This window comes from Rhodanobacter sp. MP7CTX1, assembly GCF_014205795.1.
In the GTDB taxonomy this organism is placed as follows: Bacteria; Pseudomonadota; Gammaproteobacteria; order Xanthomonadales; family Rhodanobacteraceae; genus Rhodanobacter.
Window position 1 is genome coordinate 177,510 of sequence record NZ_JACHCN010000005.1, and the last position, 14,858, is coordinate 192,367.

The following is a 14,858-nucleotide window of genomic DNA, read 5'->3' on the forward strand; positions in this document are numbered from 1 at the left end:
TTGGGCATGATGCTTTCACATGGGAAACGGCAGTTCGTTCGTTTTATTCTGGCCGGCGGAATTGCTGCGACTGTCAACATCGCGGCCAGGTGGCTATTAAATTTGTGGATCTCTTACACAGCGGCCATCGTAGTAGCGTTCCTAATCGGCATCGTAACGGCCTTCGCTCTAAATCGAATATTTGTTTTTCGCCAGTCAAGCAACAAACTTCATCACCAATTGAGCTGGTTTGTAGCCATTAACCTTATTGCTCTCGCACAAACCTTGATAATCAGTCTCGTGCTGACAAAATGGCTTTTGCCTGTCATCAATTGGCAGTGGGAACCCGAATTGGTGGCACATGCGATAGGTGTAGGCGTGCCGTTGATCACAAGTTACATCGGACACAAAACTTTCTCGTTTCGTCAATAAACTCATATTTTAAACTTGGCATCGACGTCATGAGCCGGCTTCACTTGAAAGCCGCAGCCCGACAAATCTCCACACAGTTTATATGGAAACATATTTATGGACTTGCAATCGCTCTATCAATCACGATTTCCAGAAGCATCGCTGAAGGCGAAGAATGATATTTGGAAGGTTATTTGCGATCGCTACTTTTCCCGGTTCATCGCACCTTCGGATACCGTAGTTGATATTGGCTCCGGCTACTGTGAATTCATCAATAATATATCCGCTGCAGAAAAGATCGCAGTCGATTTAAACCCCGACGTGCGTCGCTTCGCTAATCCCGGCATCCGTATCATCAATGAAAGTTGTACGGCGATTGCATCATTGACCTCCGAGTCGGCGGACGTGGTGTTCATGAGCAACTTCCTTGAACATCTACCAAATAAACAGTTAATTCTGGACACTTTCTCGGAAGCCCATCGCATCTTGCGGCCTGGCGGTCGCATAATGGTTTTACAACCCAACATACGATTCGTTGGCGGCGAGTACTGGGATTTCTTTGATCACCATACGCCACTTACCGACCGCAGCCTCGTCGAAGCACTTGAGCTTACGGGCATGAGGATTCAGTTAGTCGTACCTCGCTTTCTCCCCTATACGACACGTAGCGCCTTGCCTCAAGCTCCTTGGCTTGTGCGACTTTACCTTGCGACTCCTTTCGTCTGGCGATTTCTTGGAAAACAGGCTTTTGTTATGGCCACAAAGAGAGCACAGTCATAGCTATCTATTCGGCGCCCATGATTTCGCCTCTGCCAATTTCATAAGATCGCAGCCGGCAGGCAGACTTGGGGGTACTTGGTTCGTGCGGAATTACGCATCTCTGAACTTCGCATCGCGTCCTTTTGAAACCGGTCCGCGCATACGTCGCCCGTCCACATTATGCCGGAAGGGCATCAGCCGCTACCCACACTCTCGAATCCGCTGCCTGCACATTTGTGTTGCAGCAACTCGCTACCAGGCACGCGAAATGAGTCGCGCGCCCAATTAGTAAGTAGCCTCGATCGGTGAATGGCGCATGCAGCCGCTCCATCTGTAGCGAAGTAAAAGGATCTTCGCCCTTGATGCCTTTCCTGGTGGGAAGATGCACTGCCAACTGTTTTGGCACCATCCTGAGTAACGAGCACCGACTCGACTAGGAGTCATCTTGATATGGTGATTCGATCAATGTCCGTACGGAACTAGCTTTCGGCTAGACTTTGCTCAGTACAAATCACACAAAGGACGAAGGAGACGACGTGGTTTCTTTAGTCAGGATGACGATCAGTAAAGATCTGGCAATTCGTACCGCGCGGAATCTGGCATGGCTCTTCAGTCTTGTCGCCACCTTGCTGCTCATGGTTCCATTTGGTCCCAAGATGCCATCTCTTGGGCTTGACTCGTCATGGGGCTACGCGGCGAACATTGCGGTCGCCGAGCACCTGCGATTTGGTCGGGACATCGTTTTTACGTTTGGTCCGCTGGCCTCGGTCTATTCGCGATTTTTTCATCCGGCTACAGACGAGCTCATGCTCTCCGGATCAGTCATCATCGCCGCGGCGATTTTTGGGGGGTTTTCTGCCCTGGCGATCAAGGAGCGCCGGATCTGGCTGCTCGCCGTCCCGCTGTACCTGAGCCAATTCAGTCGTGACGCACAGTTCACAGCGCTGCCACTGCTCATTCTCCTTGTGGCCAACGTCAAACTCGAAAGACCCTCCCGCGGCACATTACCACTTCTACTCCTCGCGATCGCCTGTGGTTTGCTTCCGCTTATCAAGGCCAGCTTTACCTTAGCGGTCATCGTGTGCACGATTTTGGCTGTAGCCATGCTTTATCGCAGAGCTACCATGCTCGCGATCGCGATCATTCTCATAGAGATCTTTGTGGTACCGGTAGCCTGGGTGGCAAGCGGCCAGGCTATCGGAGATTTGGGTCATTATTTTGTTTCGCAGGGTCCAATCATTTCCGGTTACACCGAAGCAATGTCACAGCCCGGGAACTCCAGTGAGATTTATGTTTATCTGCTGGTCGCCGCTTGCCTGATGATCTCCGGGTGGCACACTTGGCGTTCCTCACGTGGCTGGAGGATATTGGGGCTCGCCGTCATCTTTTTTCTAAGCTTCAAGGCTGGATTCGTTCGTCACGACGGCCATGCCACGCTGGCAGCCGCTATCTTGGCGTTGGTCAGTCTGGCCTTGCTGGTTGAACGACCACGTGGCGGCTATCTCATGCTAACTCTGAGTCTGGTCGCATGGGGATACATCTCCATTAGCTATCGGCCCATCAACCCGATTTCGATCGCCCGCAGTTTCAGCAATACCATTGAGCGGGCTTCAAATTCTTTGTGGGGTCGAGTCACCGACCGCGGCCGTCTTGATCGGTCTTTTGCCATCGCAAACGACCAAATTCGTCGATCGACACTACTGCCGCCCTACTATGGTACTGCCGACCTGTATCCATGGGATCTCTCCGCACTTCTTGCGAGTACCGCGACATGGTCACCTCGCCCGGCTTTCCAGAGCTATTTCGCTTACACCCCCGGGTTAGCGATAGAGAACCGCCAACACCTGGATGCGGGAGGGCCTTCGAGGATCTACTTTCAGATCAATCCAGTCGACAAGCGATATCCGTCACTCGATGACGGAACCAGCTGGCCCGATTTGATCGCAAACTACAGAATTAGCGGGTACGCAGACGAATATTTGATCCTAGATAAGAGAGTTGTTAAGCCAGCAATCGACATAGGGCCGCAACTATTTTCCCGCCAGATGAATTTTGGGGCGGAAGTCTCGATGCCACCGACGACGAAGCCAATCTGGGCGCTCATTGCGATAAAGCCGACCTTGCTCGGTAGGCTCGTCTCGGCCGCACTAAAGTTACCGACGCTTGACATCTTAGTTCGTTACTTAGATGGCACGGCGAAGACTTTTCGCTTCATTCCAGGAATGGCCGAAACTGGCTTTTTGTTATCACCAACCGTCGCCAGCTCCACAGATTTCGCTGCGCTGGAATCGACGCTTGCACCCGAGATCCTCGCGGGAAAATATGTCAAATCCTTTGAGATTGTTGGCGCAAGTGGTTCGCGTCTTCTCTGGGGGAAGGATTTTACAGCCACCCTTTCTACGTTGAACGTTGCTTCCGACAAAAACGTTGATCGAGTACTGCTGAATCCATCCGTAGTCGGCACCCCCATAGATAGTTTGCCTGATGGCGGTGAGTGCATGATCGATACACTCAACGACGTCGACGTCGCCGGACGTGCAATGACCATTACGGGAAACTTGCTCGAGATACGGGGTTGGGCTCTTGTATCGGGTGCACTTGGAAGGGAGAACAACAGCGTCGCACTTGCCTTGGTCGGGAAAGATGGTTCGGTGAGAATGCAGTCACTCCGCAAAGTGAAACGTCCCGACGTTGCCGACTATTTTGGCAAACCGGGTCTCATTGCAGGATTCGAGGCGCTGGTCGACACGCGACCATTGGAGGGAACGTATGACGCTTACGTTATCCAGACCTTTCATGGCGAGCGATTGGCATGCAGGAAAAATAGCCTGCGCGTAACTTTCGCTCACCCGAACCCTCCTAGTTGACATTGCAGGGGCGGAACCTGGCTATCTGCCAGGCGGTGGCATCCTTCGCTGCCGATCCCGTCCGCCAACAACTGCTCTCTACGGTGCAATAGGTGTGAGGACCTGGGTTCGGCAGCGAATAGTCAGCTTGCCGGGTCGGTATGACACGCGCTCTTTGCCATGCCACTAATGGGCCTCAAAGGCTACGGTATTGGCCAGCGGGCAAAATTTTCCCTCTGTATACAAGTAGGCGCTAACTGTCCCGACAGAATGAACGACGTAGCCACGCCAACCGGCGTGCCACGATGCCCCGGTGATGGCGGCTTGTACGTCGGGCCTTGCTTCGCCGACCACGCCGTAACCTACCGTTCTATTCTCGCTGTCTGTAAACACGACGAATGACTTACGCACAGGCACGGTGGGTACAGCCCAACCACGCAGCCGGTATCCATTGGGAACAGTCTCTGCCGAGTCGAAGGCACCGCGGCAAAGCGCAGGGTCTACATCATGCGGGTTGAATCGCAATGACCCGAGTTCCGCGACCCAGCTGCGCCCATACATCGACAGCTTCTCTCGCTGGATGTAGGCCATGTCATCGAGAAGCTTGCTCCGCCCCTCTTTGGGGTAAAGACTATTCAGGTATGCATCGTCATGCACACCCATCGTCACGCCGATCACAGCAACATCACGCTCGTAATCTGCAGAGCGATAGCCGGCCACGTCGCGCTGGCTCCACAGGGCAAGCGGCATGATGGTCACTGCCATCAGCCCGACGAGACGCCAGAAATTCCTCGGCTCTACCATGTCCGCATAAAGTAAAAAGACCGACAACCAGGCAATAAGGGCGGGCGTCGTGTATCGACTGCTCGCGGCCGTGTCGATGCCCAGATCGAAACGTCCAACGCCGGCAAGCAACGCAGTCAGAATTACGAACACAGACGCCGCTGCGAGAAAGGCGCGGTAAGCGGAAAAAGCGCGCGCGCGCTGCAGGAGTATCAGCATCACCGCCGCCGCGATCACAAGCAGACCACCAAAAACCGCTGCCGCACCTAAACACGCTTCCGTACCTAAATGTATATGTGAACCCAGGAACGTCACTGGAGAGCCGAGAAACACCAGCGTGTAGTGCAGCACCCCCGGCAAGTGGTGCTGTGCGCCATTAATCGGATCGGAATGGAGAACCGGACGCTGGTAACCCGTGAAATAAATACCCCAGGCGACGCAGGTGACAATGGTGGCCAATAGCAGTCGCCGCCACGAGAAAGCCAGAACTAGACCGATCACTACGAGCAGCGGCAAGCTGAGCAGGCCGTTGGCCATGCTCAACATGGATGCTGTCGCAAGAATGAAGGCCAGTGTCTGCCGCAAGATGCCGTGCCGCGCGCTGCTCAAGGCGTAGCAGAGAAACGACGACATCGCGAACAAGTACACCAGCATGAACTGGCTTTGGAAGCCCCAATTGAAGTTGTCGTCTTGCATCCAGGCCATGCAGGCAAGCAACGCAACCCCGACGACTGCAGGCACTGACACCCGTCTGACCGCATAGCGGGTGTAGGCGAGCACGAACACCCCTGCAATGGCTAGGTGCAGAACGACATTCATGGCAATAGTGAAGACATTCACACCGCCAAACCATTTCATGTCGATCCAAAACAACACCCGAGACATGACGATCCGGTGCTCGTTATGCTGGATCCACCATGCACCGTAATTGCCGCTTTGTATCATCCGCCAAAAGCTGATTATTCCGTCCCACTGGTCCATGTACGGAATGGGCGAGTAATTGCGAACAACCCCATAAATCGTGCTTAGAGCAACGAGGAGGCCAACCAGAACACACCAAACCGCTAATACAACACGGCCCGTTGAGAACCCCTGCGGCGGTTCGGCGCTGAGTTGCTCTGGGCGGGTGAAGATGGATGAATCATTCGCTTGCTTGCTTGCCATACGTCGTCCTGTTTGCGCAACAACCGCGTCCATGCGGACTACGGGTGAATCACGCGCAATGTCAATTCTGCGACCCTACCCGGATATTGCGTCGCGAAGCTTACGCAAAATACGGGCTGGGAGTGCCTGCTTTTTGCGCACGATAAAGAAGCCTTGTTCGAGTACCTCCGGCTCGTCGAAGAATCGTATTGATCGGGCAACATGCCCGATCTCTCGCTTCACAAACGCTGGAGGCATCGCGGCCCAACCATAGCTGTCGGCATCCAGTACCGCTGCGTTGCCCGATGCCGCTGCATACACATGTTCGCCTTGACGATAACGCTCCCTCGCCAAAACCGGCTCGGCAAACATCCGAGCGTAGTTCTCTTCGTAGGAGTTGCGTCCTTCAGTTTTGAGCGAACAGGCCAGGCACAGATTAAGAAACCTGTCGGTCGTGGTGGTAAGCACAAGCGTGCCGCCGGGCTTAAGGACGCGCATCAGCTCGCCGAGCCAGTGGCTGGCCGAATCTTTGGAGATGTGGGAAAAAACCGAAAACGCGTACACGACGTCGAAATGATTGTCGGGGAATTCGAGTCGATCGCTCTTGCCGATCAGGCCGAGCTGTCCTTCGACACCTATGGACTTGGCTTCATTGAGGATATCGCCATCGACGTCAACACCATACAAGCCGCTGGGATCTACCTCGCGCGTGAAGAAGCGAATGATCCGCCCCCAACCCACTCCAAAGTCCAGAACTCGCGAGTTTCGCGTCAATGGAAAACTGCTGTTCTTAACGATCTTGTAGAACGTGAACGCCTCCTCCAAAGCCTTCTCATTTGACCTGCCGACGAACACTTCCTGAAGGTAAGTCGAAGGAAAGCCGGGCAATCCCAGATTCCGATCATGCAGCGAACTAAGGATTCTCTCGAACCATCGCTGATCATTCATTGGTTCATGTCCGTCGGTCGTTAGTGTCATTGTTGGTCAAGGTCACGAAGGAAGCACGGTAACACCCTGAGTCGCATACCGCTCATGGATGAGGGCCGAAGTGGGATCACGCGTGGATACGACAAAGTATCCTGCCTCTTGCACGCAAAGTGTCACGATACGCTCGATGACGTGTGCGAGCGTCGCATCGCGCTGCCCGTCCTCCGGATCGAACTCTTCAAGCCGCAAATTGCGCTTGCGTAGGCAGGCCAATGCTGCCGGGCGCACCCAGAACATGGTTCCAGCAAAGAAGCCGAGACGGATAGACGCCTGATCGATACCGACCTCATCGGCCAGTGTACGCAGGCGCATCTCGTTGCCACCCCAGAATCGAGCATCACTTACATAGGCGCTGTCCGGGCCAACGATGCCGCAATTTTCAAATCGTCGAAAAGCTTCAATGATCCTCAGAACGGATTGTGACGATCCAAGCAGAGGCTTCAGCAGTTCGTCCCGCCAGGCATCTCCCTTTGTATGGTAGGCGCTTTTCTTCGAATGAATTTTGCAAACAGTCACGTAGCGGTCCAGAAGCCCGCTGTTCAGGAGGCTGATGAATGGACCCACGTCGCGACCGATATTGGGATGGAGGTAAACAAATACCTCGGTGCCACGTTGCGCAAAATATTCGCTGACGACCCGATAATCGGCTTCACTCTTGACCGAGACAAAAATGTCGCAGGTGCAGATAACGTTGCGGATGTACGCATAAATATCGTCGAGAAGGTCCACATGGAACATGTGCAACACGACGGCCACTTCGCCACGTAGACGTTGGGGATCTATCGCAGCGAGTGAAAACACCCTCATCAAGACAGGGTTGGCTGCATCGTCGATGGGTGCATCCAATTTTTCAGTTGGGCGTCGCGTGCGCCGCATGCGCTCGACCTCGTGCACGACCTCATCCAACGCTACACGATCTACTACCAGCTGTTTCAGCTGCTCGCCAAGCACACCATTGGGGTCGTCACGCAGGACTTCGCTCTTGATGAAGCCGAAACGAGCATACAAAGCGTCCCATAGATAGTGCACGGGGTTGGCAGCGACGACCTGCTCAGCGTCCGGCACTGTGCCATATTGAGCTTTAAGACGCGAACACACTGTCTTCAACTCGGCGGCATTCGGCACGAACGCCGCCGCAATGCGAACGTCGTGCGCCAGTAGCCACTGAGTCAGTCCGACCTCGTAGGACAGGATGATTTCCCACTTATTGTGAAGCACGCGCACACCAGTCCAGAAGTCCTGGAAATGCTTGGTGAAGAAAGCGCCTTTGCGAAAAACCATGAAGTACGATTGCAGGTGACGCGTAACCTGCCAAGACTCCGTCATGCTCCACACATCACAGTTGGTATTCGCCATTTGGGCGAAAGCACGCGAGATGCCCCCCGAACCAACGGTAAGCACACTGTCGTTCGCGATCACCAGTTCGTCGTACGCGTAGAGGTCTTCGATAGCGAACACGCCCGTACGAAACGAGTAGAAATCGTAGCCGACGTTTTCCCGCACGATAACGCGTATTCGTTGATCCAGCGCGTCAATCTCTGTCGCATGCAAGCACGTGGATACGAGCACGATACGCTCTACGCTCAACAGTAGTTCGTCGAGCAGACGACGGACGAAAGGCGTCAACTTGCCCTGCGCGTCGAAGTGAGCAACGACCGCAATGCGCCGGGGTGACTTTAGCGAGTCCATTTGAGATGGACCCGCACGGCAAGTCGATATAGCGGCGGGAAGCGCCTCAGGATCTTTTTGGCCATCCGCCGCAACAACGAACGTTGCGGGACCGGAGGCATTCCCGGATTCAATGCTCTATGTCTTAACTCGGCCGACAACAGCACGACGTCGCGAGCTAGATTGTCCTTCTCATCAAGGAGGCGGCTTATACGCTCCTTCCCGATCGCTCTAAGCAGATCCGAATCCGCGAGCAGCGCTTCGAGGCGTGCGTCCTCGTTGACCACAGCTGCGTAAGTCTCTTCCAGGTAGGCTAGCCCATGCTCTTGGTCGGGCTCCAGATGGCAACCCTCACCCCATTCGTTCCACGCGTTGATGAAGATCAATTGATCTTCCGGCGCGTTGTTTGCACGCGTGTAACGAACCAGCCACTTCAACCAATACCCATACAACCCAGGAGACGAATCGACCATGATGTGCGACGTGTGCTGGCGACGGGCAGTGTTGTCCCATGAGGGAACGATCGCGCGATACCAGCGATAGTCAGGTTTGGTGCGTCCAATCGACTGAGCGATGACCTTGCGATAGTCGACGAGGCCGCCTCGGAAGTGCGGATTGGTCATTTCCAAATGCCGGTGCACACGGTTCTCGGAGCCGATGAAAGTATGCGGTGGAAACTCGACCGCGGCATCGAAACCCCAATCGCGCGGGTCGACAATGCCGTAGAACTGCACAGCTACAAGATGCAACTCGCCGATACCGTGCTCACGCGCAACTTCGCGCCAGAGCGCGACGGTCTGCTTTGAATCGGGAAACAAATCGGCGCGATAGACCAGCAGAATCGGCTTGCCGTCAACACGGATTGCGCGTGGATCCTTCAGCAACGGCACCAAATCCTCAAGGAAACGGCGATCCTCGTCAGGACCATGCTTCTGCTCAAGCAATACATCCTTCTCCAGGCCGTCCCAGGTACGAGTCCAGTTCTCGTTTGCCCAACAAACGCAGAACGGAAAGTCGATGTCGCTTTTGAGGTAGTTATCTATTGGCAACTCGAGAATGCGACGTCCATTGAACCAGTAGTAATAGAAGCAAAATCCCTCGATGCCATACAGGCGCGCCAGATCCGCCTGTGCACGCATATTGTCGATCAGTCGAAGATCGTAGAAGCCAAGTTCGCGCGGAACATGTGGCTGGTAATGGCCAACAAAGTTCGGCTTTCCCCTGGCAACGTTAGTCCACTCGGTGAACCCCGGGCCCCACCACTCGGAGTTTTCCTCTACCGGGTGATACTGTGGAAGATAGAACGCAATGGGTTTCACGCTAGACATCGGAACCTCTTGATAAGCCAACTTCCATCAATATTCGACAACACCGGTTATCCCCCAAGGCGCGCCCGTCAGCGCCCGAACAATTTTGCCAGCAACCATCGCTTGCGCATGGTATTGGCGCGCAACTGGTCCAGCTCCGCCGCGGCTGCGTTGAGACGCTCCGAAGTATCCTGCAGCTCCCCCGTCATCACGTTCAGCTCCAGCTCTTTCACTGCTAGCTCATCACGAGTCGCTGCGTGGCCTGCCTGACTGGCCGCCAAGTCGGTTTTTACTGCCGTAAGCTTCATGTTGGCATTTGCTATTTCTTCTTGGAGCTTTGCCTGAACAGAGCGAGCTTCAGCCTCCCAAATATTCACATCTCTGTGTAACTGGTCGACCAGTCCTTCGCTAGCATCGAGCTTTTTCCGCACAGAACGTGCTTCAGCTTCCCAGATATGCACGTCGCCATGTAACTGGTCGATCAGTCCTTCATTATCAGCAATCGGCAACGCGAACAGGTCCTTGGCGCGTTGGTATTCGTTCTGGAATTGCTGGAATACGCTCCAATCGGTCCTGCCCGCTTCCACATTGAGGCACGTTGCGTAAAGTGAGTCGACAAACACCGAACCGACGTGTCGACTTGTGTTGGCCGGCACGTCCCTGTGCCGGTGATGACGCAGGTTGTTCGGATCGATGAATCGGTCCACCTCAAGCGAAACATCCGAGATCGCGTGCGGCCAGACGATGTTCAGTTCGTCGGCGACCCGCGCCATCGAGCCACGCCAGTCGGATACTAGGCCGTCATAGCTGACTATGGAACGCGGCAAACTTCGAGTAAAACGCTCCGCTTCCAGCAGGTGCTGTACCCACATCAGGTGCGAATGGCCGGCCAGCATTCCTTCGCGACTGCGTAGCGACTCGGCTACTTCGAGGGGGCTGCGACTGACAAACAGGGCTCTTGCACGACAGTCGACTCGATCGAGCGCAGCAAGCCAGAGCGGCACCAGACGACACATTCGCGGATCTTTGACCGCCCAGAGGGATACCCCAGCGAACTCGCTACGGCAAAGCTCAGCCAGCTCCTCGATGGCGACCTGCGCAGCAGGGAGTTCAAGCCAGCCCTCCGGCATTTCGCTGACGCTGGACCAGGTGCGATCCAGTTCCTTCAGTAGGCGCTCATGGATTTCATACGCGCCAAGATGCTCCCAAAAGCCGGCAGGATTGTCGGCAGCTGGTTGCAGAAAACTCGAGCCGAGTTCCGCGCCGAGCATATTGATGACCCGCGTGCAGGCGGAAGTACCGCTGCGATGCATGCCAAGCACCAGAATGGCTGTCGACCCTCGCACATCGGCATTTTTCATCTACTGCTTGTCCTTGTCCAATCGCCAAATGCCGGTCAGGCCGACATATGACCAAGGTTGGCAACGGAAGAGCGAATGTCAAAGTCCACCATGCCGGTGGCGATTCGGTCGGAATCGGGAGCGACCCGGAACATGGCGATGTCGACCACACGATCGAGAAAGGTTTCCTCCTGATCGATCCGTCCGCGGACGCCCGCATTGAGGAAATAGGTACCGGGTGCAAGCAGACAACGGAACCGAAATTTGGCCCGGCGACGCTCGCCAGCCTCGACGATCTCGATTGCCGCATGCGCGGGCGCCGACACACCTCCACCTAGCTCAACACCAGACACTGTCTTGATCAGCATGCCGAACTGCACGCCAGCAGCAGTGCGATCAAAATCCACATCGTAAACGTAGACGTACTCTTCCCCCGGGCGTAGCACGTTGACGCGCTCGCCACTGATGGTCTGCAAGTGTGCGTCCTTGATCTCGGCACCGCTGCGCACGTATCTAAGCGTGCTTTGTGGAAGCAGGTGATCATCATGCCAAGCCAGATCGTAGGCACTGGCCGACTCTGATGGATTGGGCGAGCTGGATTCGGCGGCCTTGGCATCCGGGGCATCGGGCGTATCTTTGCCTCCAACCTTGTTCATCACGGTCGTCAACTGCTCAGCTGCTGTCGATTCGCGTATTTCCTCCCGGATGGCTGCCACACGCTCAGCTGGCGCATACAGCATTTTCTGGTAGTGCGAGATGGTTCGTTTCGGCGACCCCGAATAAAGCATCTCGCCGCGATCAAGCAAGATGGCGCGATTGCAAAGTTCCAAAACCGTGCCTGCCGAATGCGAGACGAACAACACCGTCGCGCCCTCGCGTCGTATTTTCTCGATGCGGGCAAAACACTTTCTCTGAAAAGCCTCGTCGCCTACCGCAAGTGCTTCGTCAACAACCAAGATATCCGGCGTGACATGGATGGCGACGGAGAAAGCCAGCCGCACATACATGCCGCTCGAATAGCTCTTGACCGGCTGCTCGATGAATTCACCGATGTCGGCAAATGCTGCAATATCGTCGAAGCGATCCTCAATCTGCTGGCGCGTCAGGCCCAGTACTGTACCGTTGAGGAATACATTTTCGCGACCGGTGAAATCTGGGTTGAAACCCGCGCCAAGCTCCAACAATGCGGCTATGCGGCCATTGACCTGTAGATCGCCTGCTGTCGGCGTGAGCGTACCGCAGATGATCTGCAGCAAGGTCGACTTGCCCGAACCATTTCGTCCAACAATGCCAACGGTTTCACCTTTTTTTACTTCGAAACTGATGTCTCGCAATGCCGTGAATTCGCGATACCAACGATGCTTTGCCGAACGCGACGACATCATCTGAAGAAGCCGGTGGTGCGGCTTTTCATAGACAGGAAAGACCTTGTCGATCGAATTGGCGTAGATGGAGACTTCAGATGACATCAGCGAACCCTCTGCGGGTTGCCATGAACCACGTAAATCCAACAAGGGCGACCAACATTGCCAATAGCATGTATAGCCCCAGCCCCTCCCAATTCGGCATTGTATCCCACAGTGCGATGTTGCGACTTTGATCGATGATAAAAGTAATCGGATTGATCATGAACAACGGGCGCAGCGAGGGGCTGACAGAACTAATCGGCATTACCGCCGATGAGGTAAACAATAGCGCTGTTGAAAGCACGCTGGTGATCTGAGTAACGTCGCGAAAATAAACTCCCAGAGCAGCCAGCAGCCAGGACACTCCAAAAGCCAGCACCACGAGAGGCAGGATGATTATTGGAAATAAGATAGCTCTGGCGTCTATGTGCCCCTCAAGCACCAATCGAAGGGCTAGAAATACAAGAAAATTTGCCAGCAGGTGGAAAAGAGCTGAGAGAATCATCGGCCAAGGCAGAATGTCGAGCGGAAAAATAATCCGTTTAACATAGCTTGGATTGCCCGTGATGAGCATCGGGCCGCGCATGATCACCTCAGAAAAAAAGCCATGCACGATGAGACCAATAAAAAGAATCAGAGTAAAGCTGTGCTGATCCGCACCCTGATCCCCACCCTGAGGCCAACGCCCTTTCATCACGCTACCGAACGCGAACGAATAGACGCCAAGCAAGAGGAATGGGCTGATCAACGACCATAGGAGACCAAAGCTGGCGCCGCGGTAGCGTCCCAGCACCTCTCGCTTGGTCAGCTCCCATATCAGTGAACGGTGCGCCAGTGGAGCGACTACAGGAGCTGCGACCAGGCGAAGCAATCGCGTTGTAGGCATTAAATGAATATCCGACAGTAAATCATGATCAACCCAGTGCGAGGGCAAGTTCGGCGCGAAGATCTTCCACATTCTCAACGCCTACCGATAGGCGGATCAGGCCATCGCTGATGCCAAGGCGTTTACGCGTAACGACTGGGATCGAGGCATGCGTCATGATCGCCGGGTGTTCGATCAGACTTTCTACGCCGCCAAGTGATTCGGCCAGCGCAAACAGTTCGCAACGTTCCAGCATGCGCTTGGCCTTCTTCAGGCCGCCCTTCACTTCGATGGTGATGATGCCGCCGAAACCATCCATCTGACGCTTGGCCAGCGCGTGTTGCGGATGGCTCTTGAGTCCCGGATAGATCACCCGCTCGATGGCGGGGTGCTTTTCCAGCCAACGGGCCAGTTCAAGTGCGCTCTCACAATGAGCCTTCATACGCAGGTGTAGGGTCTTCAGGCCCCGCAAGGCGAGGAACGAGTCAAATGGACCGGCGACGGCACCGACCGAGTTCTGCAAAAAGCCCATCTGCTCAGACAGTTCCTTGCTGCCGGCGACGACGATACCGCCGACCATGTCGGAGTGCCCATTCAAGTACTTGGTGGCCGAATGCAGCACCAGATCCGCACCGAACTCCAAGGGGCGCTGCAGCATGGGCGAACAGAATGTGTTGTCCACCACCAGGATCAAGCCGTGCTTCTTCGCGAACGCGGCGACCTTGGTCAGGTCCACCAGTTTGAGCATCGGGTTGGTCGGGGTTTCGGCCCAGATCATTCGGGTGTTGGGCTTCAACGCGGCTTTCAGTGCATTGCCGTCATTGAGATCAATAAAGGTGAAGTCCAGCCCAGCGGAACGGCGGCGTACGCGCTCAAACAGACGATAGCTGCCACCGTAGAGGTCATCCATGGCGATGACGTGGCTGCCCGAATCCAAAAGATCCAGTACCGTGGCTGCCGCAGCCAGACCCGAAGCAAACGCAAAACCGGCTGTCCCGCCTTCCAGTGCCGCCACGCAACGCTCATACGCCATCCGGGTAGGGTTCTGTGTGCGCGAGTATTCGTACCCTTTGTGCTTGCCCGGGCTCTCCTGGACATAGGTCGAGGTGGCGTAGATCGGCGTCATGATGGCGCCGGTGGTCGGATCGGGTTGCTGTCCGGCATGGATGGCCAATGTCCCCATGCCCAGCTTGTTCCGTTTCGCAGCAGTCTTCATCAATGCACCCTTGTCCCGCAGTGCGGGCCGCTTTATCTGGTTCAAAACGGACATCTTACCCTTCGGGTTCGGGATTTCCGACACGGGCTGCAGTGTTCGTTCATGAAAGCCTGCCATTTCGGTGGTTTTGGGAACCACTTTCGCGCCA

11 protein-coding genes are annotated in these 14,858 nt (G+C 55.1%); 3 read left to right on the plus strand and 8 right to left on the minus strand.

The window, feature by feature from the left end:
* Positions 1 to 6 precede the first annotated feature (6 nt).
* From HDE77_RS08980 to HDE77_RS08990, 3 genes are all read left to right on the plus strand, one after another.
* On the plus strand, positions 7 to 411 hold the full coding sequence (locus HDE77_RS08980; protein WP_255482617.1) for a GtrA family protein: 405 nt from the start codon (positions 7 to 9) through the stop codon (positions 409 to 411).
* 96 nt (positions 412 to 507) lie between these two features.
* Positions 508 to 1,170 (plus strand): class I SAM-dependent methyltransferase, encoded by a 663-nt coding sequence (locus tag HDE77_RS08985; RefSeq protein ID WP_184416873.1) that lies wholly within the window; start codon positions 508 to 510, stop codon positions 1,168 to 1,170.
* Positions 1,171 to 1,685: 515 nt separating this feature from the next.
* Entirely contained in the window at positions 1,686 to 4,016 is a 2,331-nt protein-coding gene (locus HDE77_RS08990; RefSeq protein WP_184416875.1) for a hypothetical protein, read from the plus strand.
* A gap of 165 nt (positions 4,017 to 4,181) precedes the next feature.
* On the opposite strand, the gene HDE77_RS08995 is transcribed toward HDE77_RS08990, so the two are convergent.
* The 8 genes from HDE77_RS08995 to HDE77_RS09030 form a co-directional block, all read right to left on the minus strand.
* Positions 4,182 to 5,942 (minus strand): hypothetical protein, encoded by a 1,761-nt coding sequence (locus HDE77_RS08995; RefSeq protein ID WP_184416877.1) that lies wholly within the window; start codon positions 5,940 to 5,942, stop codon positions 4,182 to 4,184.
* Between the two features lie 75 nt (positions 5,943 to 6,017).
* Positions 6,018 to 6,869, minus strand: coding sequence for a class I SAM-dependent methyltransferase (locus tag HDE77_RS09000; RefSeq protein ID WP_255482618.1), 852 nt, complete (start codon positions 6,867 to 6,869; stop codon positions 6,018 to 6,020).
* Between the two features lie 42 nt (positions 6,870 to 6,911).
* Positions 6,912 to 8,597 (minus strand): rhamnan synthesis F family protein, encoded by a 1,686-nt coding sequence (locus tag HDE77_RS09005; RefSeq protein WP_184416879.1) that lies wholly within the window; start codon positions 8,595 to 8,597, stop codon positions 6,912 to 6,914.
* Positions 8,585 to 9,904, minus strand: coding sequence for a glycoside hydrolase family 99-like domain-containing protein (locus HDE77_RS09010; RefSeq protein WP_184416880.1), 1,320 nt, complete (start codon positions 9,902 to 9,904; stop codon positions 8,585 to 8,587). Before HDE77_RS09010 ends, HDE77_RS09005 begins: the two co-directional genes overlap by 13 nt.
* 68 nt (positions 9,905 to 9,972) lie before the next feature.
* Positions 9,973 to 11,244, minus strand: coding sequence for a hypothetical protein (locus HDE77_RS09015; protein WP_184416882.1), 1,272 nt, complete (start codon positions 11,242 to 11,244; stop codon positions 9,973 to 9,975).
* A 35-nt stretch (positions 11,245 to 11,279) separates the two neighbouring features.
* A complete protein-coding gene (locus HDE77_RS09020; protein ID WP_184416884.1) occupies positions 11,280 to 12,692 on the minus strand; it encodes an ABC transporter ATP-binding protein in 1,413 nt (470 codons plus the stop codon).
* Positions 12,682 to 13,587: an ABC transporter permease gene (locus tag HDE77_RS09025; RefSeq protein WP_343206082.1), complete on the minus strand. Its 906-nt coding sequence runs from the start codon at positions 13,585 to 13,587 to the stop codon at positions 12,682 to 12,684. The genes HDE77_RS09020 and HDE77_RS09025 overlap by 11 nt, the downstream gene beginning before the upstream one ends.
* Positions 13,544 to 14,710 carry a PLP-dependent aspartate aminotransferase family protein gene (locus HDE77_RS09030; protein WP_184417042.1) on the minus strand — a complete coding sequence of 389 codons (1,167 nt, stop codon included), beginning with the start codon at positions 14,708 to 14,710 and terminating at the stop codon, positions 13,544 to 13,546. The genes HDE77_RS09025 and HDE77_RS09030 overlap by 44 nt, the downstream gene beginning before the upstream one ends.
* Positions 14,711 to 14,858 lie beyond the last annotated feature (148 nt).

What these genes read in the sequence shown, in the direction of transcription:
- HDE77_RS08980 (WP_255482617.1), top strand. Translation starts at nt 7, where the DNA reads ATGATGCTTTCACATGGGAAACGGCAGTTCGTTCGTTTTATTCTGGCC.
- HDE77_RS08985 (WP_184416873.1), top strand. Translation starts at nt 508, where the DNA reads ATGGACTTGCAATCGCTCTATCAATCACGATTTCCAGAAGCATCGCTG.
- HDE77_RS08995 (WP_184416877.1), bottom strand. Translation starts at nt 5,942, where the DNA reads ATGGCAAGCAAGCAAGCGAATGATTCATCCATCTTCACCCGCCCAGAG.
- HDE77_RS09000 (WP_255482618.1), bottom strand. Translation starts at nt 6,869, where the DNA reads ATGAATGATCAGCGATGGTTCGAGAGAATCCTTAGTTCGCTGCATGAT.
- HDE77_RS09005 (WP_184416879.1), bottom strand. Translation starts at nt 8,597, where the DNA reads ATGGACTCGCTAAAGTCACCCCGGCGCATTGCGGTCGTTGCTCACTTC.
- HDE77_RS09010 (WP_184416880.1), bottom strand. Translation starts at nt 9,904, where the DNA reads ATGTCTAGCGTGAAACCCATTGCGTTCTATCTTCCACAGTATCACCCG.
- HDE77_RS09015 (WP_184416882.1), bottom strand. Translation starts at nt 11,244, where the DNA reads ATGAAAAATGCCGATGTGCGAGGGTCGACAGCCATTCTGGTGCTTGGC.
- HDE77_RS09020 (WP_184416884.1), bottom strand. Translation starts at nt 12,692, where the DNA reads ATGTCATCTGAAGTCTCCATCTACGCCAATTCGATCGACAAGGTCTTT.
- HDE77_RS09025 (WP_343206082.1), bottom strand. Translation starts at nt 13,587, where the DNA reads ATGTGGAAGATCTTCGCGCCGAACTTGCCCTCGCACTGGGTTGATCAT.
- HDE77_RS09030 (WP_184417042.1), bottom strand. Translation starts at nt 14,710, where the DNA reads ATGAAGACTGCTGCGAAACGGAACAAGCTGGGCATGGGGACATTGGCC.